The organism is Bifidobacterium scardovii JCM 12489 = DSM 13734 (assembly GCF_001042635.1).
Lineage (GTDB): Bacteria > Actinomycetota > Actinomycetes > Actinomycetales > Bifidobacteriaceae > Bifidobacterium > Bifidobacterium scardovii.
The window spans coordinates 838,026-861,808 of record NZ_AP012331.1 but is presented as its reverse complement, the minus strand read 5'-3'; the positions used below and the strand labels follow the sequence as shown (position 1 = coordinate 861,808).

Annotated in this window: 16 protein-coding genes and 1 pseudogene; 4 read left to right on the top strand and 13 right to left on the bottom strand. The window is 62.7% G+C overall.

Going from position 1 to position 23,783, the window contains the following annotated elements; genetic code table 11:
- Nucleotides 1-2: 2 nt before the first annotated feature.
- From BBSC_RS03545 to alr, 5 genes are all read right to left on the bottom strand, one after another.
- Complete coding sequence (locus tag BBSC_RS03545) at nt 3-1,322, bottom strand: deoxyguanosinetriphosphate triphosphohydrolase (protein ID WP_033519326.1); 1,320 nt, start codon at nt 1,320-1,322, stop codon at nt 3-5.
- Between the two features lie 165 nt (nt 1,323-1,487).
- Entirely contained in the window at nt 1,488-2,135 is a 648-nt protein-coding gene (locus BBSC_RS14160) for a hypothetical protein (RefSeq protein WP_051923263.1), read from the bottom strand.
- Nucleotides 2,136-2,392: 257 nt separating this feature from the next.
- Entirely contained in the window at nt 2,393-4,042 is a 1,650-nt protein-coding gene (locus BBSC_RS03535; RefSeq protein WP_051923264.1) for a SpaH/EbpB family LPXTG-anchored major pilin, read from the bottom strand.
- 222 nt (nt 4,043-4,264) lie between these two features.
- Complete coding sequence (locus tag BBSC_RS03530) at nt 4,265-6,904, bottom strand: DUF7604 domain-containing protein (protein ID WP_144414403.1); 2,640 nt, start codon at nt 6,902-6,904, stop codon at nt 4,265-4,267.
- Nucleotides 6,905-7,333: 429 nt separating this feature from the next.
- The gene (alr, locus tag BBSC_RS03525; RefSeq protein ID WP_033519329.1) at nt 7,334-8,692 is read right to left on the bottom strand and encodes an alanine racemase; all 1,359 of its coding nucleotides are present in this window, start codon (nt 8,690-8,692) and stop codon (nt 7,334-7,336) included.
- Between the two features lie 295 nt (nt 8,693-8,987).
- Between alr and BBSC_RS03520 the strand changes: the two genes are divergently transcribed.
- On the top strand, nt 8,988-10,403 hold the full coding sequence (locus BBSC_RS03520; protein WP_033519330.1) for an amino acid permease: 1,416 nt from the start codon (nt 8,988-8,990) through the stop codon (nt 10,401-10,403).
- Between the two features lie 77 nt (nt 10,404-10,480).
- Here BBSC_RS03520 and BBSC_RS03515 read toward each other — a convergent pair whose 3' ends face one another.
- The 7 genes from BBSC_RS03515 to BBSC_RS03485 form a co-directional block, all read right to left on the bottom strand.
- A complete protein-coding gene (locus BBSC_RS03515; RefSeq protein ID WP_046726090.1) occupies nt 10,481-10,966 on the bottom strand; it encodes a histone acetyltransferase in 486 nt (161 codons plus the stop codon).
- Between the two features lie 363 nt (nt 10,967-11,329).
- Nucleotides 11,330-11,812, bottom strand: a complete 483-nt coding sequence (locus tag BBSC_RS03510) for an S-ribosylhomocysteine lyase (RefSeq protein WP_033519332.1) — start codon at nt 11,810-11,812, stop codon at nt 11,330-11,332.
- 186 nt (nt 11,813-11,998) lie between these two features.
- Nucleotides 11,999-14,035, bottom strand: a complete 2,037-nt coding sequence (locus BBSC_RS03505) for a RecQ family ATP-dependent DNA helicase (RefSeq protein WP_033519334.1) — start codon at nt 14,033-14,035, stop codon at nt 11,999-12,001.
- Nucleotides 14,036-14,247: 212 nt separating this feature from the next.
- Nucleotides 14,248-15,429 carry a cystathionine gamma-synthase gene (locus BBSC_RS03500; RefSeq protein ID WP_033519335.1) on the bottom strand — a complete coding sequence of 394 codons (1,182 nt, stop codon included), beginning with the start codon at nt 15,427-15,429 and terminating at the stop codon, nt 14,248-14,250.
- Between the two features lie 96 nt (nt 15,430-15,525).
- Nucleotides 15,526-16,548: a pyridoxal-phosphate dependent enzyme gene (locus BBSC_RS03495; RefSeq protein ID WP_033519336.1), complete on the bottom strand. Its 1,023-nt coding sequence runs from the start codon at nt 16,546-16,548 to the stop codon at nt 15,526-15,528.
- 1,123 nt (nt 16,549-17,671) lie between these two features.
- Nucleotides 17,672-19,021, bottom strand: coding sequence for a hypothetical protein (locus BBSC_RS03490; RefSeq protein WP_033519337.1), 1,350 nt, complete (start codon nt 19,019-19,021; stop codon nt 17,672-17,674).
- A gap of 108 nt (nt 19,022-19,129) precedes the next feature.
- The gene (locus BBSC_RS03485; RefSeq protein WP_081893050.1) at nt 19,130-19,591 is read right to left on the bottom strand and encodes a PadR family transcriptional regulator; all 462 of its coding nucleotides are present in this window, start codon (nt 19,589-19,591) and stop codon (nt 19,130-19,132) included.
- Between the two features lie 192 nt (nt 19,592-19,783).
- On the opposite strand from BBSC_RS03485, the pseudogene BBSC_RS14400 reads away from it, so the two are divergent.
- Nucleotides 19,784-20,206, top strand: a pseudogene (locus tag BBSC_RS14400) (GNAT family N-acetyltransferase); the annotation flags it as partial.
- 107 nt (nt 20,207-20,313) lie between these two features.
- Here the strand turns inward: BBSC_RS14400 and BBSC_RS03475 are convergent.
- Nucleotides 20,314-21,048, bottom strand: coding sequence for a GntR family transcriptional regulator (locus tag BBSC_RS03475; protein ID WP_033519338.1), 735 nt, complete (start codon nt 21,046-21,048; stop codon nt 20,314-20,316).
- Between the two features lie 223 nt (nt 21,049-21,271).
- Between BBSC_RS03475 and BBSC_RS03470 the strand changes: the two genes are divergently transcribed.
- Together BBSC_RS03470 and BBSC_RS03465 are read left to right on the top strand one after the other, a co-directional pair.
- Nucleotides 21,272-22,702: a PTS transporter subunit EIIC gene (locus BBSC_RS03470; protein WP_033519339.1), complete on the top strand. Its 1,431-nt coding sequence runs from the start codon at nt 21,272-21,274 to the stop codon at nt 22,700-22,702.
- Between the two features lie 37 nt (nt 22,703-22,739).
- Nucleotides 22,740-23,774 (top strand): ADP-ribosylglycohydrolase family protein, encoded by a 1,035-nt coding sequence (locus tag BBSC_RS03465; protein WP_033519340.1) that lies wholly within the window; start codon nt 22,740-22,742, stop codon nt 23,772-23,774.
- The last annotated feature ends 9 nt before the right edge of the window (nt 23,775-23,783 follow it).

Below are 23,783 nucleotides of genomic sequence, written 5' to 3'. Positions count from 1 at the left end.
GCTCAGCACAGGATGGAGTGCATGGCCAGCGCCGAACTGTCGGTGAGCGAGGCGACCTGATCGACGGCCACGCGCAGTCGCTCGTCGTCGTTGGTGGCCTCGTTCCAGTCGGCGAGGAACACGCTTTCCAGCGCGTCCGACGCCCGCGGGCTGTCGGCCATGAACACGTCGATCAGATCCTCGACGATCTTCTGCTCTTTCTGGTGGAACGGCTCACGCTCGCGCGGGGCCATGACGAAATACACGGCGATGCCCTTGAGCGCGACGATCTCGTAACTGGTCTCCTCGGGGATGACCACGTTGGCGGAATACCGCACGAGCGGGCCATCGCCGTACGTGTCGCGCGTGGCGGTCTCCACTGACCACGCGAACCGGCCGATCAGGTCGGAGGTGATGTTCTTGAGCTGGGCAAGCGCCGCCCTCGACCCGTTGAAATGGGCGGGGAACATATGCAGCCGCTGCAGCCGCTCGAACGCGGCGACCAGCTTGTCGCCGTCCCATTGCGGCCCGTACCATGCACGGGCCTCCTCGACGATGCGATCGATGATGCGCGGATCGGCGAGCGCCAGCGGATTGAACGCGCCCGTGGCGATCGCGTCCTCCACGTCGTGCACGCTGTAGGCGATGTCGTCGGACAGGTCCATCACCTGGCATTCCATCGGCTTGGCGGCCTCGGGCGCGCCGATTTTCAGCCAGCGAAACACGTCCTCGTCGTCCGGGTACACGCAGAATTTCTTGGACCGCTCCCCCTTGGGATGCGCGTCGGCCTCGGCGAGCGTCCACGGATACTTGACCGCCGCGTCGAGCGAGGCACGGGTCAGGTTCACGCCGGCCGACCGGCCATCGGCATGGAACACCTTCGGCTCGAGGCGCGTCAGCAGGCGCAGGGTCTGCGCATTGCCCTCGAATCCGCCGATATGTTCGGCGATGGCGGCCAACGCGTGCTCGCCGTTGTGTCCGAATGGCGGATGCCCCAGATCGTGGGCTAGGCACGCGCAGTCGACGATATCGGGATCGCAGCCGAGCAGCGCGCCGATCTGCCGGCCGATCTGGGCAACCTCCAGCGTATGGGTGAGCCGGGTGCGTGCGAAATCATCGGTTCCGGCGACCAGCACCTGACTTTTGGCGCCGAGCCGGCGCAGTGCGGATGAATGGATCAGCCGCGCGCGATCACGCTCGAACGCCGTACGCGACTTCGATTTGGGCGGTTCGGGTGCCCAGCGCTCCTCATCGAACGCACCATACGCCTCGCCGGCCGGGATACGCTCGCGCCCGGAGGGCGTGGTTCCGACGCCAATGCGATCAGCCTGTATATGCCCCATGCTGAACCTCCCCTCACGCCCAGCTTATCAGCGCGGGTGTCGCTTGCAGCGAACATCGTGGGCCGACGGGGATGACGCGCATCACTCATGCGCATGGTGGAGGGGGTATGACGGCGTTATTCCTGATCGGGGTACACCGGAGCAAGATCGTTTGCCGCATGACGCTCACCACGGCGCGTTCGGCGCATCGACCGGCGCATCGACCGGCGCATTGACCGGCGCATTGACCGGCGCTACGGAGCCGTCACGGCCGTCGGCATCGGACAGCGTCGAATCCACCGACCGAACCGGCGCCGATGCCGTCGCTCCGCGCGGCGCAATCGCCGTAGTCGGCACAGACGGCACAGACAGGTCACCCGTCACGACAGTTCCGTCATCCGAACCGTGGTACCGTCCGTCGATCCACGCATGCAGCTGGGCCACTTCCCGTTCCAGTTCGTCGATGCGACGCACCTGCTGAGCGATCAGCAGATCGCGCAGGTCACGCTTGCCCGAGCGCAGATGCAGGCTCGGCGAGAAGCCGCGCGCCGATTCGTCGTCCTTAGGCTCACCGGTATCCGCGGCGGCGGTCGCGGACACCGAGGAATCACGCCAGCGGGAAATGCACCGTTCGATGCGTTTGTATCCGATCAGGGAGGAATCCAGACCGGCCTCGTGGAAGATCTTGGCCGGAGACTCCCCCGCCGCGTACCGGCGCATGCATTCCCGCCGGAAGTCCTCGGTATAGCGGATGCGCCCGTTCGTCACCCGCGACACCGCCGGCAACGAACGCAGATACGCGATCTCCTCATTGGTGAACTCACCGGTTTTCATGCATCCTCCTTACACGGATCGGGCAATACCGCCCCGCTCCGCTTTGGCGACGCCGTTCCGCCGTCACCGCCTGGTAGCGCCTGTGATACTGACTGTAATCATTATGGGGTGGGATGGCCCCGATGCCAGCCTATTCCCCGATAACGGGGTTTGATAATGGGGGTTGTGAAGCTATGCGAAAGGGGTGGGCTTGCCTGGTAAGGCGAGCCCACCCCTGTGTCATGAACGCCGGTCGACGCTCATGTCACTGACACGGATCAGGCACGCAGGGCGCGCTTGGTCTCGCGGGACTTGAGCGCCACGGTCGCGGCGGCACCGGCCAGCAGCAGGCCGATCACCGTGAACAGCGCGGTGCCGGCGGCACCGGTCAGCGGCAGCTGGGAGAGAGTCTTCACGTTCAGCACGCTGGAACCATCCGCAGTACCCTGCACCTGGCCGAGGGCATCCTTCGCAAACGTGGCGTTACCCTTCGCATCAATGGTGACCTTGAAGGTGACCTTGAAGTTCTGGGCGTAACCGGTCGGCGCCTTGGTCTCCTTGACCACGTACGTGCCCTTGGCAAGACCGTTCACCTTGACGGTACCCTTGTTATCGGTTCCGTTGGAGGAGGTCAGGGTCGAAGTACCGGTCGTCTGGTCCTTAGCCAGCACGTACACGCCGTTGCTGCCCGTGAACTTAAGCGCAGCACCGGTCTCCTTGCCGCTGGCGTCCGTGGCGTACACTTCGAACTCGGCGCCGGCCAGACCGTCCTTGTCGCCGTCGACACCGATCTTCTTGAAGTTGAAGTCGCCGACGTACGTGGTCGTCGTGCCTTCACCGGAGGTACCGGAGTTGGTGGTCACGGTCGCCTTGTTGGTGACCTTGTCCACCGCGGACTCGTTGACGGTCGCCGTGTAGGACAGCACCAGTTTCTTCGAGTCCTTCGCAAGGGCCTGCTCGATGGCGGCCTTGTTCAGCGTCACGGTGAACGCAGTGGCGCCGTTGCCGTCGAACCCGGCGGTCAGGTTGTCGCTGGCCGTAGCCGTAGCCGGCGCAACGAACTCGGAGAGCTTCAAGCCGTTGACGGTCAGCGTGCTCGCTGTGCCCGCGGCGAGGGTCAGGCCAGTGTCCGGAACATCGGTGAAAGTGAAGTCGTACGACTCATACGAGGCAAGGTTCTTCGGCGCGGCGGCGGTGACCTTGTAGGTCAGCTCCTGACCGACCTTCGCGGTGCCCTCAGTGTCACCGGAGACTTCCTTCTTGGGCTGGTCCGGGACCTGGGCCTTGGCGACCATCTCGCCAAGGGCATCCTGAACCGGGGTCTGACCCGTGGTGGCGTCTTCGTCCAGAGTGAACTTCGTATAGGTCTTGGAAGCCGCCGAATCGGTGATCTGCGTGGCGACCACGCCGAGCGGGCCAGCCGCCTTGCCGTTAAGCGTATCGAAGACGAAATACCAGCCCTCGGTCAGACCAGTGGAAATGGCCTTGTCCGCAGCCTCCGTGCCGTCATTCGTCACGGAACCCGCAGCGGTCGGAGCGGGAGTCGGCAGCGCGAAGTTGTTCGCGAACGTGCGCAGCTTGGCGGCATCGAACGTCGCCACGTAAGCGGCGAAGTTGTTCGCGTACAGGGCCGCATCCCCGGCGGACGGCGTCGTCGATGCATCCTTGTCCAGTGCAGTCTTGATCGCGGTGTTCCACGACGCGTCAGCGACATTCACATTGACGCTGGCAAGCGTGCCCTCCGTGTCGCTCGCGACAGGGTTGGCGAACGTCGCGAACTTGTACGCGGTGTACGTGTGACCCGGCTGAGCGGACTTGACCGTGACGGTCGCATCCGTAGTCTCATCCGCGTTGGCGGTGGAGGCGCCGAGGGCCAGACCACCCAGCATCGTCGCCGCAGCGACGACGCCTGCGAAAAGTTTCCTCATCCTCATGAGAAATCCTCTCTTCCTTACTTGTTATTTCCTACTGTTTTCTGCAATCGCGAAAGGCCGAGACCACACAAGCCTCTGCGATCCGCAAATCCTTATTAACTTTTCGGACCACTAGGAACCTTCGCTCCCCTCAGTCCGCCTGCGGCGGCCAGCTCCCCTCACAGAGGGGAGCCAAGACCACCCCAATCCGGCTATCGCCGGCGGGTGCGGTGAAGATCACACCAACTGGCGCTTGCGCCAGATGGTGTAGCCGGCACCGGCGAGCAGGGCCGCCAGGCCCATGCCGCCGCCGTAGATCAGCCAGTCGCGGCCGGTCGTGCCACCGGTAAGCGGCAGGGAGGAGACCGCGACCAACTTGTTGGTGATCTTGCCGCCCTCGACCGCATCGACCGTGAATTCGGCATCAGCCGTCGCATCGCCCGCGGGCAGCACCGTGACCGTGTAGGTCTTGTTGGAAGGCTGGTAGCCGGCCGGCGCCTTGGTCTCCTCCAGCGTGTACTCGCCCCACTTGAGGCCGGTGACCTTCAACGAGCCGGGCTGGCTGGCCGCCGCATCGTTGTTCCCGTCATCGACCACGGTCATGTCGGCGAAACCGGCCACATCGGTGCTGGTCAGCTTCCACTCGGAATCCTTGAGCGTTTTGTTCGTGTCGTTCGCCGCGACCTTCTGCCACGCGATCGACCCCGGCTTGGCGGTATTGACCACCGTGCAGGTGACATCGGTCCCCTGTGCCAGGTTCACGGTCTGGGTACCATCGATTTTCTTGGTGACCTTGACCGTATTGCCGTTGGCATCCACGCATGACCAATCGCCTTCGGTGTAGCCGCCGAAGTACTGATAACCGCTCGCGGAGTCAGCGGCTTCGCTCAGCGTGTAGGTTCCGGGAGCCAGCAGCGTCTTGACCACGGACTTCTTGGACACGGCGCCATCAGCAACGGCTTCACCGGACGGATTCGTGGGATTGATGCCGTAGGCCCCACCGTTCTTCAGCGCGGACAGCTTCCAATTGGATGCATCAGCGCCATACTTGCCGGCATTGGCGTTATCCACGCCCTTCGTCAGCGTCAGGCTGGGCACCTTCACCTGAATGACCGGTCTGTCGTATGCGGAGCTTTGCTGCTCACCTACGGTTTCCTGGCCATTCACGTTGGTGACCACCTTGTAGTACACATTCGCCTGGTTCTCAGCATTGGAGAAGAAGCCAGGCTTGCCGGAGCTGGTGTCATTGCCTTCCGCGTCGGTGCCTTGATCACCGGTGTTCGGGTATTGGCCGGAGTGCTCGATGAAGTACTGGTACGCATCGTCGGACGGTTTCAGCAGAATCGACACGGTATATGTGACATCAGGGCTGAGCTTGGTGCCTGCGTCGAAGCTCAGCGACAGCTGCTTGGATGTCTGGTTATAGTCCACATGCATCTTCGTGGCAGCCGGATCGGTCTTCGATACATCGGTGCCATCCTGATCGCGTGCGGACGCCGACGTCACATATCCGGTACCACCCTGCGCATCGGTCGACACCGCATATCCGGACAGCGTGTCCCTGATCAGCACATCCTGATAGGTGGAGTTCTTGTTGATCTCTTCGACGATGGAATCGAATGCAGCGGCAAGCTTGTCCGCATCCGTGCCATCGAAGAAGGTACCGGCAGGCTGGATTTCCTTGGCGAACTGCTCCATCTTCACATTCGCCTCGGAGCCGGTGCTCACCGCATACAGCGTGGCGCCGGAACGATTGTTGGCGACGTTGACGGCGGCGTCGTAGTTCTTACCATTGTTGTCATTCTGGCCATTGCCGTATACACCATTGCTACTATAGCTACCGCATTCCTCGTCCCGACGGTTAGGACAGCTGGTACCCATGGAACTATTGCGGAAAGTCGGCGTACCATCCGAGACGAAGATGATGTACTTCTTCGTCCCTGCGCGGTTGCTGCTCAGAGAATTTGCGTTACTCAGCGCAGCTTCCCAATTGGTGCCTCCGCCATTGGCGTACGTGGCATCCATCGTGCCAAAGGAATCAACGACATCCTGGGCGGAAGTCGTCCAACTGCTTTGCCCGAACCGCTTAATGGTCGATGCAGTGTCAAAGTCCACCACTGACATCTTCACTTGTTCCGCTTCAGGAAGGGCAGCGTTCTCAGAGGTAAGCAATTCCTGAGCCAATGTCGTAGCCGCGGACGTGGCGATATCCCAACGAGAAGGGCTGGCATAGGCAGCGCAGTAATAGTTACCCTGATGATCCTGTCGCGTATCCGTACACGACGCCATGCTTCCGGAAGAGTCCATGACCAGCACCACGTCGACGGGCTGATGCTTTTCCTCGGTACTCGCACGGGAAGCGCCGGTCACGTCAAGGCTCAGCCAATATGTGCCGTCGTTGTTGTACTTGATGTACTTGCGATGGGTCGGAGCGCCCAGATCTTCGGTATCATCCGCCGCCTGCGCCTCAGGCTTCAGCGCAAGCGTTTCGGCAGCCGCTTCCTTGTTCGAGGCCTCGCCTTGCGCCGTGTCGGACTGCTGGGCGGTCGTATCGCCAGCGGCTTTGTCGTCAGCCACGGTCGTGTCATCCGCGGCGGCTTCGCCAGTCGTGGCCTCGTCCGTCGTTGCGGACTGATCGTCCTGCGCGGCCGCATCACCGGCCTGCGCGACGGCGCTGGCATCCGTCTGGACGCTGGCATCGTCGCCGGAGGTCAGATCCTGCGCGACGGCGGTGGCGCTCACGCCGGCGACCGCGCCAATCATCGCCATCGTGGCCACCAGGGCGATCACCTTGGCGGCAGCACCCTTGCATACCTTGCCTATCGCAACAAGCACATCCACAATCTTCTGCATCGCCGTCCACATCTCTTCCCGCACGGAACATCCGCGCTACAGTGCAGCGAGAATCCGCATCGCTTGTTTCGGGCACAGACTCTCTGAAGGTTCTTCTGGAACGGCATCCTATCAGGTTTCCCCCTTCTCACCCCCACCCCTTAAAACCCCCGCAACTTTGCGATACACCCTCATAACTTCGCACTTTGCCCACTATTGTAAGGAGGGTATAAATACCCCCCTTATTAGAAAAAAGTCACGAAACGCCGCAATGTGCGGCACCGATCACGGCCAACCTGCGGTATCGGCACCCGCAACACAATCAACAACGACGGCAACAACAAAAAAAAACGGCTTTCCCCCGACCGGCGGTGCCGACCAAGGAAAAGCCGTAACGCGGCCCGCGCCCTCCGGCGGCCGCGCCTTGAAAAACTACCGGAAACTACCGGAAACTACACAACAGCAACTCCATCACTACAGCAGACTCGCCGGGTCGAGCTTGCTCAGGTCCGCCGGATCCAGCACGTCGGCGGCGTGCAGGTACAGGCGCGGGATGCGGTTGCGCAGGCAGGTGAAGATCTCGTAGCTGATGGTATCGGCGGCATGACCCCAGTCGTCGGCGGTCGGCTCGTTGAACATCTCGCCGCGGCCCGGGCCGAACAGCTCGACCGTATCGCCCTCGTGCACGCCGAGCTTCTCGGCGGAACCGTGCAGATCCAGCATGAACTGGTCCATGCACACGCGGCCGGACACGCGGTACAGCTTCGGGCCCTCGGTGGTCATCACGCGCACCGGACCGCCCTTCTTCTCCACATGCTTGGTGCCCTGCATGTCGAATCCGGAGGCGGAGCGGTGGATGCCGTCCGCATAGCCGAGCGGCACGATCGCGGTGGACGTGTTGTCCGGCGTCAGATAGGTGCGCCCATAGGAGATGCCATGCCCAGCCGCCACGTCCTTGACCGTGCCGAGCTGCGCCTGCAGGGTCATCGCCGGCTTGAGGTGCCAGTCGCGAGGCGTGCCCATCGCCGGGTCCGGCTCGTAGCCATACAGCCCGATGCCCGGGCGGGTCAGCTCGAAATGGATCTCCGGCCGGCTCAGCGTGGCCGCCGTATTGGCAAGATGGCGGATCTCCGGCGGAATGCCGGCCTTTTCCATACGCGCCGTGAACGCCTTGAAGTTCTCGATCTGCCGGTCCGTCGACGCCACGAACTCGGGCACGTCCGGGCTGTCGGCCACCGCCAGATGGCTCCACTGCCCGACGATATGGAGCACACCCTCCTTCGCCAGCGGCACCAGCTTCGACAGAGCCTCGTCGAAGGACTCCTCGGTGAACCCGTTGCGGCCGAACCCGGAATCGACCTTCACATGCACGCGGGCCGTCTTGCCGAGCCGGCGGGCCGCGGCGGCCACCGCATCGATGCCCGGCAACGACCCGACCGACACGTCGATGTCCTGATCGATCAGCTCGTCGAACGGCACTTCCATGCCGTTATATACCCATGTCAATATGTGGCAGCGGTCCGGCCCGATGCCGAGCCGGCGCAGCAGCAGCGCCTCGTGCGACTGCGCGGTGCCCAGCCACGTCGCGCCGCCGGCGAGCGCCGCCAACGCTCCGGCCATCAGGCCATGCCCGTACGCGTCGGCCTTGACCACGCCCATCACGGCCGTGCCCGAATTCGGGCCGCCGACGACATCCACCAAGTGCCGCATGTTGTCGCGCATGGCGGCGAGGTCTACGATCGCCTGCGCCGGGTAGCGGCGGCGGGCCGCCTGATAGTTCGCCTCGCCGACCGGGGATGAAAAGTGCCATTCGGGTGCTGCATTCAACGTCATGGCTCTTATTGTGGCGCGTCTATGTGACGAATCGCCGCGCTACGCTCCCGGCTCCCCCGCCTCCTTACGATTCCCTTACCGTTTTCCGCCACATGGCCGGCGTTGTCCGCGGCCCTGCCGTACACTGTCCCCCTGTGCGCGCGGTGTCGCAGGCTTCGGCTCCACCGCGGCAACCCCTCGATTCCCGGCGTTGAGGCGTGCCGGGGTCCCGGAATGCCGTCCGGTCCAGCCAATAATCCACTGCTGGCCGCACCGGTGTCCCCTCTGCGGCCGCACTGTCCGTTGAGAGAAGATCATGGATCTGCTTCGTAAGAAATCCGTGGATCAGCTTGTCGCCGAATCCACACCGCTGAAACGCACCATGCACACGTTCGATCTGACGATGCTCGGCATCGGCGCGATCATCGGCACCGGCATCTTCGTGCTGACCGGCAAGGGCGCCCTGACCGCCGGCCCGGCGCTGTCCGTGTCGTTCCTGCTGGCCGCCGTCTGCTGCGGTTTCGCCGGCCTGTGCTATGCGGAGTTCGCCGCCATGGCACCGGTCTCCGGTTCCGCGTACTCGTACGCGTACCTCGCCTTCGGCGAGCTGATCGCGTTCGTGATCGGCTGGGACCTGATCCTGGAATACGCGCTGCAAGCCGCCACCGTGTCGGCCGGATGGTCGGGCTATTTCAACAAGCTGCTCGAGGGCTTCGGCCTGCATCTGCCGGTCGAGCTGACCGCGGCGTACGGCACCACGCCGGGCGTCACCACGTATTTCAACCTGCCCGGATTCGTGATCGTGCTCGCCATCACCTGGGTGCTGTCGATCGGCATCAATCAGACCAAGAAGACGAACGACATCATGGTGATGATCAAGCTGGCGATCATCGTGCTGTTCATCGTGTGCACCGTGTGGTACGTGAACCCGGAGAACTGGAAGCCGTTCTCCCCGTACGGCATCTACACGTTCCAGCCCGGGTCGACCCAGCCCTACGGCATCGTGCCGGCCGCGTCGATCGTGTTCTTCAGCTTCATCGGCTTCGACGCCGTGTCGTCCTCCGCCGAGGAGACCGTGAACCCGAACAAGACGCTGCCGCGCGGCATCCTGATCTCGCTCGCCGTTTCGACCGTGCTGTACATCGTGATGACGCTGATCATGACCGGCGTGGTGCCGTACCAGGACTTCGCGCAGTTCATCGACGCCCCGGTCGCCGGCGTGATCCTCGAGACCGGGCTGAACTGGCTCGCGTTCATCGTGAACCTCGGCGCGCTGATCGGCATGACCACGGTGATGCTCGTGCAGCTGTACGGCCAGAGCCGCATCTGCTACGCGATGAGCCGCGACGGCCTGTTCCCGAAGTTCTTCGGCGACGTGCACCCGAAGTACCGCACGCCGTTCAAGGGCACCTGGTTCTTCGGCCTGCTCACCGCGTTCGCGGGCGGATTCATCAACATCAACGTGCTGTTCGAGCTGGTGAACATCGGCACGCTGAGCGCGTTCATCATCGTTTCGGCCGGCATCCTGTGGATGCGCAGGACCCAGCCTGACACCCACCGCGGGTTCCGCGCGCCGGGCGTGCCGTTCACGCCGATCCTCGCCATCGCGTTCTGCCTGATCCTCATCGCCGGCCTCAACTGGGAGACCTGGCTGCGCTTCGCCGTGTGGTTCGGCCTCGGCCTGATCGTCTACTTCGGCTACAGCCGCAAGCGCTCCAAGCTCAACCAGTGAGCTCGGGCCGGCATCCGTTCTGGCTCCCCTCGGCGAGGGGAGCCAGAACGGTCACATGGCCCAGGCGAAAACCGCTTCTACCATTCGTGGCGCTGATAGGCGATGCGGGTGGTGTCGGCGTCCCGGTCGATCAGCTGGATCAGGCCGCAGCGGGCGAATCCGCTCGTCTCCAGCACATGCTGCATGGCCTTGTTGTTCGGATGCGTATCCGCACGCACGTTCCCGTAGTGCTTCAGCGCCCATGCGATGCAGTCTCGCGCCGCATGCTTGACCAGCCCCGACGCGGCGACCCGGTGCATGGTGACGTAGGTGTCGTCGTCGAGCCACGCCCCGTCGATGGTCTTGTAGGTCGGGTCCTCCCCCGGGCACAGCGCGAACTGCGCGAGGATGCGCTCATGGCCGTGGTGCGTATCGACCAGCAGCATCGTGCGCTGGTTGGCGATGTCGTCGAGCACCACCTCGGCCCGCGGGAACGCGTTGCCCCACTGCGTGGGGTTGCCGTTGCGCGCCATCAGCTCCCTGGCATGCGCGTAGATCTTCTGCATCTGCGGGAAATCACGCATCGTGGCATGGCGGAACCGCCGGGAAGACGCACTGGTATTCACAGGTCACCTCATATCACGCATAACAACAACTGACGGCAAACTACCACAACGTCGGCACATCGGGGGCCGCCGTTCCACCGGGATCCCGACAGGCGGATCCGCCGGCGTCCCGGCCGCCCGGACCGGATCGACCGCTTCGTCAGTCACTCCCCTCGAACCACCCCTTCATGAATCACCCCTTCACAACGACAAAGGGCCGCGCCACAATAGCGGCACGACCCCATAGGAGGCCCGCATGGGACGCATCGGCTCAAACGACGAACCGATCAGCCCGACCGGCCCGCCCGTCAATCCTGATCGGATCCGGACCAGACGACCGGATCAGACGACCTTACGCACGAACGGATCGGAGCTGATGCCCTGCTCGAGGATCTGCTTGGCCCATTCCTTGGCGGTGAACAGGCTGTGGTCGCGGTAGTTGCCGCAGCTCTCGATCGTGGTCGCGGGCACGTCATCCCACGTCGCCTTGTACGCGATGAACTCCAGCGACTCCTTGAGCGCCTTGGCCACATCCTCGGTGGAGTGTTCGCCCCAGGTGAGCAGGTGGAATCCGGTGCGGCAGCCGAACGGCGAGCAGTCGATGTAGCCGGGGATGCGCTCGCGCAGCAGCACGGCGATGGTGTGCTCGATGGTGTGCAGTCCGCCGGTCGGGATGGCCTGCTCGTTCGGCTGGGTCAGGCGCAGGTCATAGTTCGAGATCACGTCGCCGTGAGGGCCGGTTTCGGTGTCGATGTAACGCACGTACGGCGCCTTCACCTTGGTATGGTCCAGCTGGAAGCTTTCGACTACGGGCTTTTCTGCCATGTTTTCACTCCTCGTGTTCATTACCGGCTCGTATGATCGTCCGCCGGCATCAGCTATCTATTCTTCCACGGACGGCCCGTGGCGCAACCCAACATTCCGCGTTCGGCTATAGGCGTTGCTTATGGCGACTTGCAGCCGACAGCCCCTTCGCATCCGGCCGGCATGCCGGCGCATGGCACAGACGCCCTAGGCGGCGCCGAACGCGGCGACCGCCTCCATGAACCGCCTGCCGTACTGGCGCAGCTTGCTCTCGCCGACGCCGTTCACCGCAAGGAACTGCGCGTCGGTGACGGGCCGGATGCGGGCCATATCGCGCAGCGTCCTGTCGGAGAAGACGATATACGGCGGTTTGCCGATCTCCTGCGCGATGTCGCGGCGCAGCTCGCGCAGACGCTGGAACAGCGCCTCCTCGTCGTCATCGGGCACGTACGCGCCGAACGCGACGCCGGAATCGCCCGCCACGGAAGCCGAGGCAAGTCCCCGGGCACGCGAGCCGGACTCGCGCTTACGCTCGATGCGCTTGATCTCATAGTGGAAGTCGGGAGCCACGGTCTGCGCCGCGCGCGTGCCGAATCCCACGATCGGCAACCGCCCTTCGGAGATGAACAGGAAACCGTCGGTCGCCATCTGGCTGAGCACGTCGCGCACCCGCGCCTCGGGCGCGTCCTTGAGCTGCCCGTAGCTGGGGCAGCGGTCGAAGCCCCGGCTCAGCAGGTCCTGCGCCCGCGACCCGCGCAGGATCGCGACGATCTTGCCCGAACCGAGTCCCTGGCGCACGGGCATGCGCGTGGGGCGCCCCTGCTCGTCGAAGTCGTACATGACGTCGTGCACGCACCGGCTGATCGCCCGAGCGATGTCGGTCACGTCGATGGTTTCGAAGGTGCTGACGCAGTTCGTGCACCCGCCGGCGCATTTGCCGCCGTCTGTGGTGCACGGCGTGGTTTCGCCGAAATACCGGGTCATATAGGTGTGCAGGCACTCGGTGGTGCGGCAGTAGCCGATCATGCCGTCGAGCAGGCGGCGCTTGGACATGCGCACGATCTCCTGCTCCTGCGGGGTGAGCCGCTCGTTCTCATAATCGTTGTCGAGCAGACGGCGGCGCGTGACGATATCCGACTCGTTCCACAGCAGCGTGCACCGGCTGGGTTCGCCGTCGCGCCCGGCGCGACCGGCTTCCTGGTAGTAGGCCTCGATGCTTTCCGGCATGTTGTGGTGGATCACGTAACGCACGTTCGACTTGTCGATGCCCATGCCGAACGCGTTGGTGGCCACGACCACGGGCACGCGGTCGGTGACGAAATCGCGCTGCGCCCGCTCGCGCACATCCGGCGACATGCCGCCATGGTAGGCGACGGCGACCGGGCCGTTGGGCATGGCGCTTGCGACACCGGCCCCGGAACCGCCCGCCGCATCGGACGCACCTGCGCCCGCGCCCGCGCCGCGCAGCATCGGCACGGCATGGTTGAGCGAGGCGGCCAGCGCCTCGGTCTCCTTGCGCGTGGCGCAGTAGACGATGCCCGACTCGTCGGCGTGCTCGGCCACGTACTGCGCCACCCATGAGGCCTTGCGCTTGGTTTCCATGCGGATCACGTCGAAATACAGGTTGTCCCGGTCGAAGCCGGTGACGGTGATCTGCGGGTTATTGAGACCGAGCATGGACACGATGTCGCGGCGCACGCGCTCGGTCGCGGTGGCGGTGAACGCGGCGACGATGGGGCGGGAGGGCAGGCCGGCGATGAATTCGCCGATGCCGAGATACGAGGAGCGGAAATCCTGGCCCCACTGCGAGACGCAGTGCGCCTCATCCACCGCGATCAGCGAGATGGACACGCGCGAGGCGAAATTGCGGAACCGCTCCGTCTCCAGGCGTTCGGGGGCCACGTACAGCAGCTTGACGTCGCCGGCCGCCGCCTGGGCCAGTACCATGCCCTGCTCGTCGCCGGCCTGCGTGGTGTTGATGAACGCGGCCGGGATGCCGGCGTCGTTGAGCCCATCCACCTGATCGCGCATGAGTGAGATCAACGGCGAGATCACGACGGTGACGCCGGGCAGCAGCATGGCCGGGATCTGGTAGCACACCGATTTGCCGGCGCCGGTCGGCATCACGCCGAGCGCATCGCGCCCGGCGAGGATCGCGTCGACCAAGCCGGACTGGCCGGGCCGGAACGAATCGTAGCCGAAGTACTGTTTGAGCGCGCCAAGCGCCGCCTCGTTTGCTGTCATGCCCTCCAGTGTAGGGCACGAACCCGGCCCCGATCCGAACCTCGGTCGGCCATCTCGCCAGAGCGCCCCGCCTGTCGCCCGACATGCCGACGGCATGCCGGTTAGGCGGTCCCTTCATCCGCCTACCTACGACATGGATAATCTGCCTAAGAAGTGCGGCGAACATGACCAGGGGCCGCTCCCCCAACGGGGAATGGCCCCTTCAACGGCGATCAGATCGCCTTGAACGCCTGCTCGAGGTCGGCGATCAGATCGTCGGCGTCCTCGATGCCGACGGACAGACGCACCAGGTTCGCCGGCACTTCAAGCGTGGTGCCGGCCACGGAAGCGTGGGTCATCGCGCCCGGGTGCTCGATCAGCGACTCCACGCCGCCCAGCGACTCGGCGAGCGTGAAGACCTGCGTGGCGCCCACGAAGCGCTTGGCCGCGTCGAAGCCGGCCGCGATCTGCACGGAGACCATGCCGCCGAAACCGCCATGCATCTGTCGGGCGGCGATCTCATGGCCGGGGTGCGATTCGAGGCCCGGATACAGCACGCGCTCCACCTCGGGGCGGGTTTCCAGCCACTGCGCGATCTTCAGCGCGTTGCGACTGTGCTGCTTGACGCGCAGGTCCAGCGTCTTGAGACCGCGGATATCCAGCCACGAATCGAACGGCGAAGGCACCGCGCCGGCCGCATTCTGCAGGAACGCCACCTTCTCGCGCAGCTCGTCGTCGTTGAGCAGCACCGCTCCTCCGACCACGTCGGAATGGCCGCCGATGTACTTGGTGGTCGAGTACACCACCACGTCGGCCCCATCGGCCAGCGGGTGCTGCAGGACGGGCGAGGCGAAGGTGTTGTCCACCGCCACCTTGACGCCATGGGCGTGCGCCACCGCGACGGTCGCCGCGATGTCGGTGATGTTGAGCAGCGGGTTCGACGGCGTCTCGACCCAGATATAGGCGTACTGCGCGGCTTCGAGCGCCTTGGACACGGCCACCGTATCGGTGATGTCCACCACGTCGAGGCCGATGCCCCACGGCACGAACACCTTGGACAGCAGTCGGTAGGTGCCGCCGTACACGTCGTTGCCGAGCAGGATGCGGTCGCCGGGCTTGAGCGTCGAACGCAGCAATACGTCGATCGCGGCCAGTCCGGAGGAGAAGCTCAGCGAGTACTTCGCGCCCTCGACGGAGGCGAGCTGCGCGTCGAAGGAGTTGCGCGTCGGGTTGATCGAGCGGCTGTAGTCATAGCCGTTGCGCAATCCGCCAACGCCGTCCTGCTTGAAGGTGGAGGTCATGTAGATCGGCGTGACGACCGCGCCGGTGGTCGGATCGGGCTCCTGCCCGGCGTGGATGGCGCGCGTGGCGGGCGCGGTTGCGGCAAGGGCTGCGGCGTTGGTGGAGATGGTCATGATGACTGGTTCCTTTCGGGATGATTCAATTCGAGGGTAAAACGATGATGGGTGTTTTTCAGGGGTGTCGGTATCGGTTGTGGTGATAACGCGCTATCACAGATACTGTTCGGCGAGGGACGGCTTGGTGGTGCGGTCCACGATGTCGCCGTAGCCGTGCGCGCGCATCCAGTCGTCGTTGAAGATCTTCTCCAGGTAGCTGCGGCCGGAATCGGGCAGCAGCAGCACGACGGTCTGGTTCTCGTCCAGATCGTGCTCGAGCGCGTACTTGATCGCGCTGACCACGGCCATGCCGGACGACCCGCCGACCAGCAGGCCCTCTTCGGCGGCGAGCCGACGCGTCATCTCGAACGCCTCGCGGTCGCTGACCTGCACGATGGCGTCGGTGATGTTGCGGTCGAACGCCTTCGGGTAGAAGTCCTCGCCCACGCCCTCGATGTCGTACTGGTGCACTTCGGCCTCGGAATCGGCGGAATAGATGGAGCCTTGCGGGTCGGAGCCGATCACCGTGACCGCGCCATTCGATGCTTCCTTGAGATATTTGCCGGTGCCGGAGATCGTGCCGCCGGTGCCGATGCCGGCCACGAAATGCGTGACCTTGTGGTCGGTCGCCTCCCAGATTTCCGGACCGGTGGTGTAGTAATGGCTCAGCGGGCCGTTGGGATTGTCGTACTGATTCGGGCGGAACCCTCCCGGAATCGTGTTGGCCAGGCGCTCGGCGACCTGGTAATAGGAGCGAGGATCGTCCGGGCCGGCGTCGGTCGGGGTCACGACGACCTCAGCGCCATAGGCGCGCAGCACCGCGCGCTTGGATTCGGAAACCTTGTCGGGCAGCGTGAAGATCGTGCGGTAGCCGCGCTGCTGGGCTACCAGCGCCAGGCCGACGCCCGTGTTGCCGGACGTGGGCTCGACGATCACGCCGCCGGGCTTGAGCTGGCCGGAACGCTCGGCCGCGTCGATGATGCGCTCGGCGATGCGGTCCTTGGAGGATCCGCCCGGGTTGAAGTACTCCACTTTGACCGCGATGGTGGCCTTGACGCCCGCCGCCTGCGGAATGTGGTTGAGCTTGACGAGCGGGGTGTTGCCGATGAGTTCCGAGAGGCTGTTGTGGATGGTCATGATATGCGTTCCGTTTCTGCTGCTTGCGATCCGAGGTACCGTTCCGGGCCCGGGATTGGTTGTTTTTTCGATTGGATTCCGGTTGATGCGCCGGGCTCATCGGTTGAGGTGCAGATGAAACGGGAGGATTCTTCGCTTTCGGCGCTGCGGCGGTTGCCGCCGGGCTCCGGTCACTTCATTCGGTTCGGAAGCGTTCCGGACCAGCATCCGGCGATCATTCCGAGATACCGCGAAATCCGCCGGAGCGATGCCGCGCGACCGGTACGGTCGGCATGGTTTCCGTTATCGTTCCGATCTGCGATGCGATGTTCCTTGAACATAGCCATGGAGCATTGCCGCACGCCGCATGCGCGATTCACGATGATTGCCGCCCCGCCCCTATTTGCGGGATTGCGAAGAATGAATCCTATTTCAAGTTATGCGTTGTCAACCGCGCGCCTAAGGGCGTCGGTTCAGCGACAACAACAACATGAAAAATAGGTCATGGCTCATACGATACCACGCGCAACGACATCCGCGTGTCGGATTCGGCCGCGATTCCCGGCGGAGGCCTTCCATAAGCGATGCTTCGAGCGGATTGGATTCCAGCGCGAGGCAGGGCACCTATCTTGCAGAAGCATCACTCCGCCTAGGATCATCCCCACCCTGCGACGCCAGACCATGAGACCATATCGGAAGCACCACGCCATAGCAGTCCCAGCGAGGCACCCCTCCTATCCTCCAGAAGCAAGGCCACTCCTGATCGCATCCCGGCGAAGCACAACCACCACCTCGTAGAAACAATGCCATGCCCAGACCCGATCCAGCGAGGCACAACCATGAGACCATGGCGGAAACACCCCGCCGCAACTACTCCAGTGAGCCACCCCTACCACCCTGTGGCAGCAACGTCCCTCCCGGAGCCGTCCAAACGGGACACTTTCACCACCCTGTGGCAGCAACGTCCCGCCACGCCATACCAGCGGGACGCCACCGCCATCCTCCAGAAGAAACGCCCCGCTAAGGCCCGCCCCACCGAGACATAATCGCCATACCCCAGACAAAACGGATCGCTCACGAGCCCGAGAACGGGCCGATACGCACCTGCGATCGGGGTGCGCATGAACGCCCCGGACGGCACGGATCACCGACAAGCCTGAATGGCGGCCCGCCGATAATCGCGAATCGCATCAATCAGCGCATATAGCACACCGACGAGCATCAGGGCATACACCACCGCGGGAACGGTCAACGACGCACTCCATTCGCCATGCACGGCCAGCAGAATCAGCACCGCCACAAGCGTAAGCATCATCACGGTCGACAAGATGCATCCCATCAGCGCCCGGCGCGCACGGACCGCCGTCGCACGCAGCCGATGCGCATACTCGGCGGGCGTGCCGAATTCAGAGACCAGGCTGGAACCGGTTTCAGTGGCATAGTCCCGGGCATCACGGCATATGCGTCTCGCGGCGCGATCGGTGATATCCCCACGCTCTCGCAACAGGCGCCCAACCTCCCGCAGCCATGTGGCGTCATCCACGAATGGGCTCGACGCGGGATCGGCCCCCTCACGCCTACGGGGCTCCTTCCATATCCTGCCGACCACACAGCTTGCGATCCCGCTGAACACCGCCGTCGCCAGCATCCACGCGGCGTTGACATGTCGCGCGCCGAACAGCCACTCGGTCAGGGCCGCGCATCCCACGCCACCACCCACCGCCACGATCGCCGTCGTCACCACCGCCAATGCGTATGACACATCCCGCAGCACGCGGCGATACACACTGGTGGCCAAACCGGAAATCAGCATTACAGCCAGGGGCCACAGCAGCGAAGACATGGGGAACATGCCGTTCCCGCTCCACAATCCCGCATCCGCCGGCAACGCGCCGGCGATCGGCGCGGACGGAACGAACGCCAACGGCAGTGTCAACGCATGACGGCCAGCCGCACTCCACAGCGCGGCCACCCAGAACAGCGCGCACACCGGAGCCGAAGCGCCCAGACCCGCGACCACGATACGTCGCACCGAATCGGGTTTCTCGTACGAAAACACATCGATGCCGTCCTCGCTCCACCGTGACGCCTGCTCGGAGGCCCACCGCTCGGGCGTCCCGAATAACGTCTCGGCGGAGGCGGACGCATATTCGGTCTGCAGCGGATCGCCCGAAACGGCATCGTCATCACGATCGCGGCGCTCCGAAGCCGATCCGCACACCGTAATGGCACCGGAGTCTTCAGCGCCATCGGCGACACCGTTCCCATCGCCCCCGCGGTCATTATCCGCACGGCAAGCGCCCTCGCATCCATGACGAAATTCATCCAGCTGGGCAAGCAGCGCCTCGTCGACCTTCAAGGCCTCGACATGCTGCCGTTCCGCGAGTTCGCAGGCGGCGGCCGCCGCCCATTCGCTGTCCTCGGACCGGCCGCGAACCCGGCCATAGTCCCGTATGGTTCGCATGGTCGAATCCGACCATCGATTGTCGGTCATATATCCCCCATCATGATGATCATCGATTGCTTCGCCGATACGCGCATCTTGTCACCGCCGATCGTCGACCGCCGAACACCCCACCAGCAACGTCGGCAGACAGCGGCATCAGACCGGCCACGAACGCCGCGACCGGCTCGACACAGCATGCATGATGCCATCAGCCGAGACAGCAGCATCAGCCTCGGTGCAACCACTGACCTTGGCGTCATCGCCGGATCGAGCGACCCCGCCGCCTTCCAGCGCCAGAACCATCGCACCCCACTGCCCGCGCTCACGCGCCAGACGATCTTCGCCCGCTGCGGTAAGCCGGTAAACCCTGCGTCCCGGTCCACCTTCGCTCTGCTCCCATTCATCCTCGACGGCGTCCGCGGATTTGAGCTCCTCGAGGATCGGATACAGCGAACCGCCCTTGGGCCGCCCGAAGCCAAGGCCCTCCAACGCGAGAGCTATGGCGTACCCATGCAGCGGACCGGCCTCAAGACAGACGAGAATCGCCGTGCGCATGGCTGCGCGCACCCACAGCGCCGGCCACCTCGCCTCCTGCGGATCATGTTTTATATCGTTCATATATCTAAGTATATAACATATCTAGCCGATCGAGCGAAGCAATTCACCCGCGATCCATCATATGGACGAGCGCTCATCCTTCGGATGGCATCGCAATACGATGAACGGTCAAGCGCGCCCGGCACCCGCATGCACGGTACGGCGCGGAGCACGATACGCCAGCAGATCATCGACAGCACAGGGGATACACAAATGGCCACCACGAATACCGACATCACATACACCGAAGAGAAGAAGTTCACGCAGGATCAGGTGCAGCAGCTGTTCCTGTCGGTCGGATGAGCGTCCGGCCAATACCCGGAACACCTGCACCGGGCGCTGCTCGGCTCGTCGACGGTGATCTCCGCGTGGGACGGCGACCGCCTGGTCGGTCTGGTGCGCACGCTGGACGACGGCGCGATGCTCGCGTACATGCATTACGTGCTGGTCGACCCCGCATACCAAGGACGCGGCATCGCCGGCCATATGGTCGAGATGGTCAAGGAGAAGTACCGCGACTACCTGTATGTCGAAGTCATGCCCGAGGAAAGCAAGAACGCCACGTTCTACCAGAAGCACGGATTCACGCTTATGGCCGACGGCGTAGCCATGCAGACCGTCAACCCCGATTGGCGACGCGACCGATACCGGCACCAGCAGGGATATGCGCTAATTCAGCACAATAATGTGGTCGGGGGCACTGCGCATCGCGTAACGCTCCAACCACATTCAAGTATTTTTTGTCAGCCTTCCGGCACTGCATCCGCATCAGGAGCCTGCAGCTGAATCCGATAGTGGTATTGGTCCCCACGGTAATATATCTCGGCATACTCGACCCGGGTACCAATCCGGTCCTCAGTGATTCTTTGCACGTAGAGCAACGGCGTACCGCTCTGAATCTTCAGAAGATCGGCTAACCGATCATCGCACAAGGCCGCTTCGATGGTCTCCTCAGCCTTGTACACAGCGTGCCCCTTCGCCGACAACGATTCATAAAGACTTACCTCTGGAAGCGAAAGCTCCTTGTCCGTAAGACCGATGGTGGATGGAACATACACTCGCTGGAATCCCAGAGGAACCCCCTCTCCGACACGAACCTTCTCCTGACAAGCAACCTTCGAACCTGGCGTGATATTCAGCTGCGAACACACCAAAGGGGATGCCTCCATTGCCGGGTCTGACATCACAACAACTGAAGATGTTTTTCGAGACTTGTTCTCGTCGGCAAAGCTTACAAGGTTTTTAAGCTGCAAAGTCTGCTTATCGCTGATCACCACGGTACCGACGCCCTGCATACGCTTGAGGAATCCTTCATCCACCAGCATCTGCACCGAACGACGGATCGTAACACGGCTTGCATCAAATCTAGTTTGCAGTTCCGGCTCCGAGGGGAACGTATCCCCCGGCCGATATTTCCCGTCCAGTATCTCGGCTTTCAGCTCATCATGGATGATCTGATATTTGATTGCCGTCTGCATTTGCGAATCCTCACGCGTAGCGTCAATAGTATTGCTGGGATACCAATGTATTCCATGCACTACGACACAGCATGCATTACGCGTGTCTGCAACACCATGCGAATGTTGCCTTTTCTTCGTTCTGCCCCTACAATCAATAGTAGACCTTAAGACGTATTAACGTCTTAAGGTCTGTTCTACTGGATAAAACGTCTCAACGAAGAGAAGTACACGGAGGACAATCATGAACAACGAACAATTCGCAGAACGGCTGCTGGACCTGATGGGAGGGCCCGACAACATCATCTCCGTGACGCACTGCGCCACTCGACTTCGACCTCAAATCAAAGATCGCAGCAAGGTCGATATACCAGGACTAACGTCATTGCCCGAAGTGGCGGGTATCGCCGACAACGACTCAGGCCTGCAGATCGTCATCGGACTGACAGTGGGTGAGGTGTACGAGGCGTTTGTTGCGGCATGGCAAACGGCTCGATCCGGAGTCCCGGATGACGGAATCTCCGCCAAGGGGGAAACCGCCACCTCCGGAGATAAAACCGCACCACAATCCAACAAACGACACAAATGGCTCAACGCTTTCATTGCGCTCGTCGTCAGCATCTTCTCCCCGCTGCTGCCTTTGCTTGCCGGCTCCGGCCTACTGCGCGGATTCACCATTCTTGCCAACGAAACCGGTCTTCTACCGGAAGACAGTAATGCCAACCTGCTCCTCAAACTCGCCGCGACCAGCGTTTTCTATTTCCTTCCGCTACTTGTCGCCCTGACGTCCGCAAAACGATTCGATACGACTCCATACATCGCCATGGCGGTTATGGGGGTTCTCATCATGCCTGACTTCATATCGCTCGTTCAAGGCGACGGCGGCAATTTCGTCAGCTTCTTCGGACTGTCCATTCCGGTTTTCAATTACACCAGCCAGGTAATTCCCGCAATCATCACCACATGGCTGCAATCCAAGGTCGACCACTGGTTGAAGAAGCGGATCCCCAACAGCCTGCACATGATCGTCATCCCCACGGTGCTTCTACTCATTTTCGTTCCCCTAGCCGCATTCCTTATCGGACCCCTGGGCAATTACATCAGCGTCGGCATGGCCGCAGGAGTCGCGTGGCTCGCGAATATCAACCAGATCGTGACTGGAGCCATCACCGGCGGTATTTGGAACATTCTCATCATGTTCGGCGTACACTGGGCTCCTAACACCATGGTCATCATCCCGGAAATCGCCAAAACCGGCAGCAGCCCGTTCATCGCGTACGGCGCCAACGCCAATTTCGGCATGGCTGGCGCCGCATTCGCCATCTTCCTCAAGTCCCGGAATAAGACACTACGCAACTTCTCACTGACCGCCATCGCGTCCGTGATGCTCTCCGGCATCGTGGAGCCGGCCATCTACGGTCTGGGAGTACGATTCAAATCCCCATTAGTCGCAGGATGCCTTGGCGCAGCGATGGGAGGCGCATTCATGGGACTGTTCAGCGTCGTCGGAAACGCGTTCGTCTTCGGAGGCCTGACCACCATTCCGGCATTTGCCGGCCCGACCCTGTGGGCGTACATCATCGGACTGGCCATATCGTTCATCGGAGGCATGGTTCTTACGCTCATCTTCGGAGTCAAGGACCCGGAAGCCGAAATGGGAACAATCAACAAGTAATCGGCATCAGACCATTCAACAGCAAGGAGACACTGCAATGACTACGGAAAACAAAATCCAAGGAGTGCTGGCCATGGCCGCGATCGGCGATTCGATGGGGGCCGCGACCGAGAATCTCACTTTTGATCAAATCAGGGCCATGTATCACGGTCCCGTAAGCACCTTCCTGAAACCAGGAAAACAGAATTTCGCGCTAGGCAATGAAGCCGGGGAATGCACTGACGACTTCTCCCAGATCTGGTTCCTGTCCAATGCGATAGTGGACAACCAAGGAACAATAGACAAGGAGACCGTCATCCGGGCCATGCTGGCCTGGTCCGATGTGCCGAAATACTTCGACCGCTTCGCCGGACCAACAACTCGCACCGCGATCGCCATGTACCGGGATCCAAACCGCAGGATGCAGCCACTTCCCGGAGCCGTGACCGTGGACTACGCATCCAAGGCCACCAATGGGGCCGCGATGAAGATCGCCCCCGCCGCCATGCTGCATTCCGACGATATCGAAGGTGCAGTAGCCGACGCCGTCACCATAACGCAGGTCACTCATGACAACTCACTGGCGATTAGCGGCGCATGCGCCACTGCCGCTGCATCCAGCGCAGGATTGGCAGAGCACGCAACCTATCGCGACATCATTGCGGCGGGAGTCTACGGCGCCATCCGAGGCGAGAATATTGCGGCACGAGTGTCGCGCGTCGTTTCCGGCCCAAGCGTCATTCGCCGTATCAAACTCGCTCTGGAAATCGCAGACAGCGGTCACGCCAAAGACGAAAAACTGCGCGCATTGTCCGAGGTTGTGGGCAGCGGGTTGCATATCAGCGAAGCAGTGCCGTGCGCATTCGGCATTATCGCGCTGAATAAAGGAGATGCCCTGCAATCCGTCATTGATGCCGTCAACATAGGGTACGACACCGACACCGTCGCCACGATCACTGGAACCATGGTCGGAGGACTGGTCGACTGGGACGATCCAAAGGTCAATACACTCTATCAGCAGGTGCAGAAGGCCAACGACATGAATCTGACCGAACTCGCGACGAAACTTGCCACCGCGACTCAACGATCATAGGAATCGACA

What these genes read in the sequence shown, in the direction of transcription:
- BBSC_RS03505 (WP_033519334.1), bottom strand. Translation starts at nt 14,035, where the DNA reads ATGACAGCAAACGAGGCGGCGCTTGGCGCGCTCAAACAGTACTTCGGC.
- BBSC_RS03515 (WP_046726090.1), bottom strand. Translation starts at nt 10,966, where the DNA reads ATGCGTGATTTCCCGCAGATGCAGAAGATCTACGCGCATGCCAGGGAG.
- BBSC_RS03495 (WP_033519336.1), bottom strand. Translation starts at nt 16,548, where the DNA reads ATGACCATCCACAACAGCCTCTCGGAACTCATCGGCAACACCCCGCTC.
- BBSC_RS03470 (WP_033519339.1), top strand. Translation starts at nt 21,272, where the DNA reads ATGAACAACGAACAATTCGCAGAACGGCTGCTGGACCTGATGGGAGGG.
- BBSC_RS03520 (WP_033519330.1), top strand. Translation starts at nt 8,988, where the DNA reads ATGGATCTGCTTCGTAAGAAATCCGTGGATCAGCTTGTCGCCGAATCC.
- BBSC_RS14160 (WP_051923263.1), bottom strand. Translation starts at nt 2,135, where the DNA reads ATGAAAACCGGTGAGTTCACCAATGAGGAGATCGCGTATCTGCGTTCG.
- BBSC_RS03535 (WP_051923264.1), bottom strand. Translation starts at nt 4,042, where the DNA reads ATGAGGAAACTTTTCGCAGGCGTCGTCGCTGCGGCGACGATGCTGGGT.
- BBSC_RS03510 (WP_033519332.1), bottom strand. Translation starts at nt 11,812, where the DNA reads ATGGCAGAAAAGCCCGTAGTCGAAAGCTTCCAGCTGGACCATACCAAG.
- BBSC_RS03500 (WP_033519335.1), bottom strand. Translation starts at nt 15,429, where the DNA reads ATGACCATCTCCACCAACGCCGCAGCCCTTGCCGCAACCGCGCCCGCC.
- BBSC_RS03465 (WP_033519340.1), top strand. Translation starts at nt 22,740, where the DNA reads ATGACTACGGAAAACAAAATCCAAGGAGTGCTGGCCATGGCCGCGATC.
- BBSC_RS03475 (WP_033519338.1), bottom strand. Translation starts at nt 21,048, where the DNA reads ATGCAGACGGCAATCAAATATCAGATCATCCATGATGAGCTGAAAGCC.
- BBSC_RS03485 (WP_081893050.1), bottom strand. Translation starts at nt 19,591, where the DNA reads ATGAACGATATAAAACATGATCCGCAGGAGGCGAGGTGGCCGGCGCTG.
- BBSC_RS03490 (WP_033519337.1), bottom strand. Translation starts at nt 19,021, where the DNA reads ATGACCGACAATCGATGGTCGGATTCGACCATGCGAACCATACGGGAC.
- alr (WP_033519329.1), bottom strand. Translation starts at nt 8,692, where the DNA reads ATGACGTTGAATGCAGCACCCGAATGGCACTTTTCATCCCCGGTCGGC.
- BBSC_RS03545 (WP_033519326.1), bottom strand. Translation starts at nt 1,322, where the DNA reads ATGGGGCATATACAGGCTGATCGCATTGGCGTCGGAACCACGCCCTCC.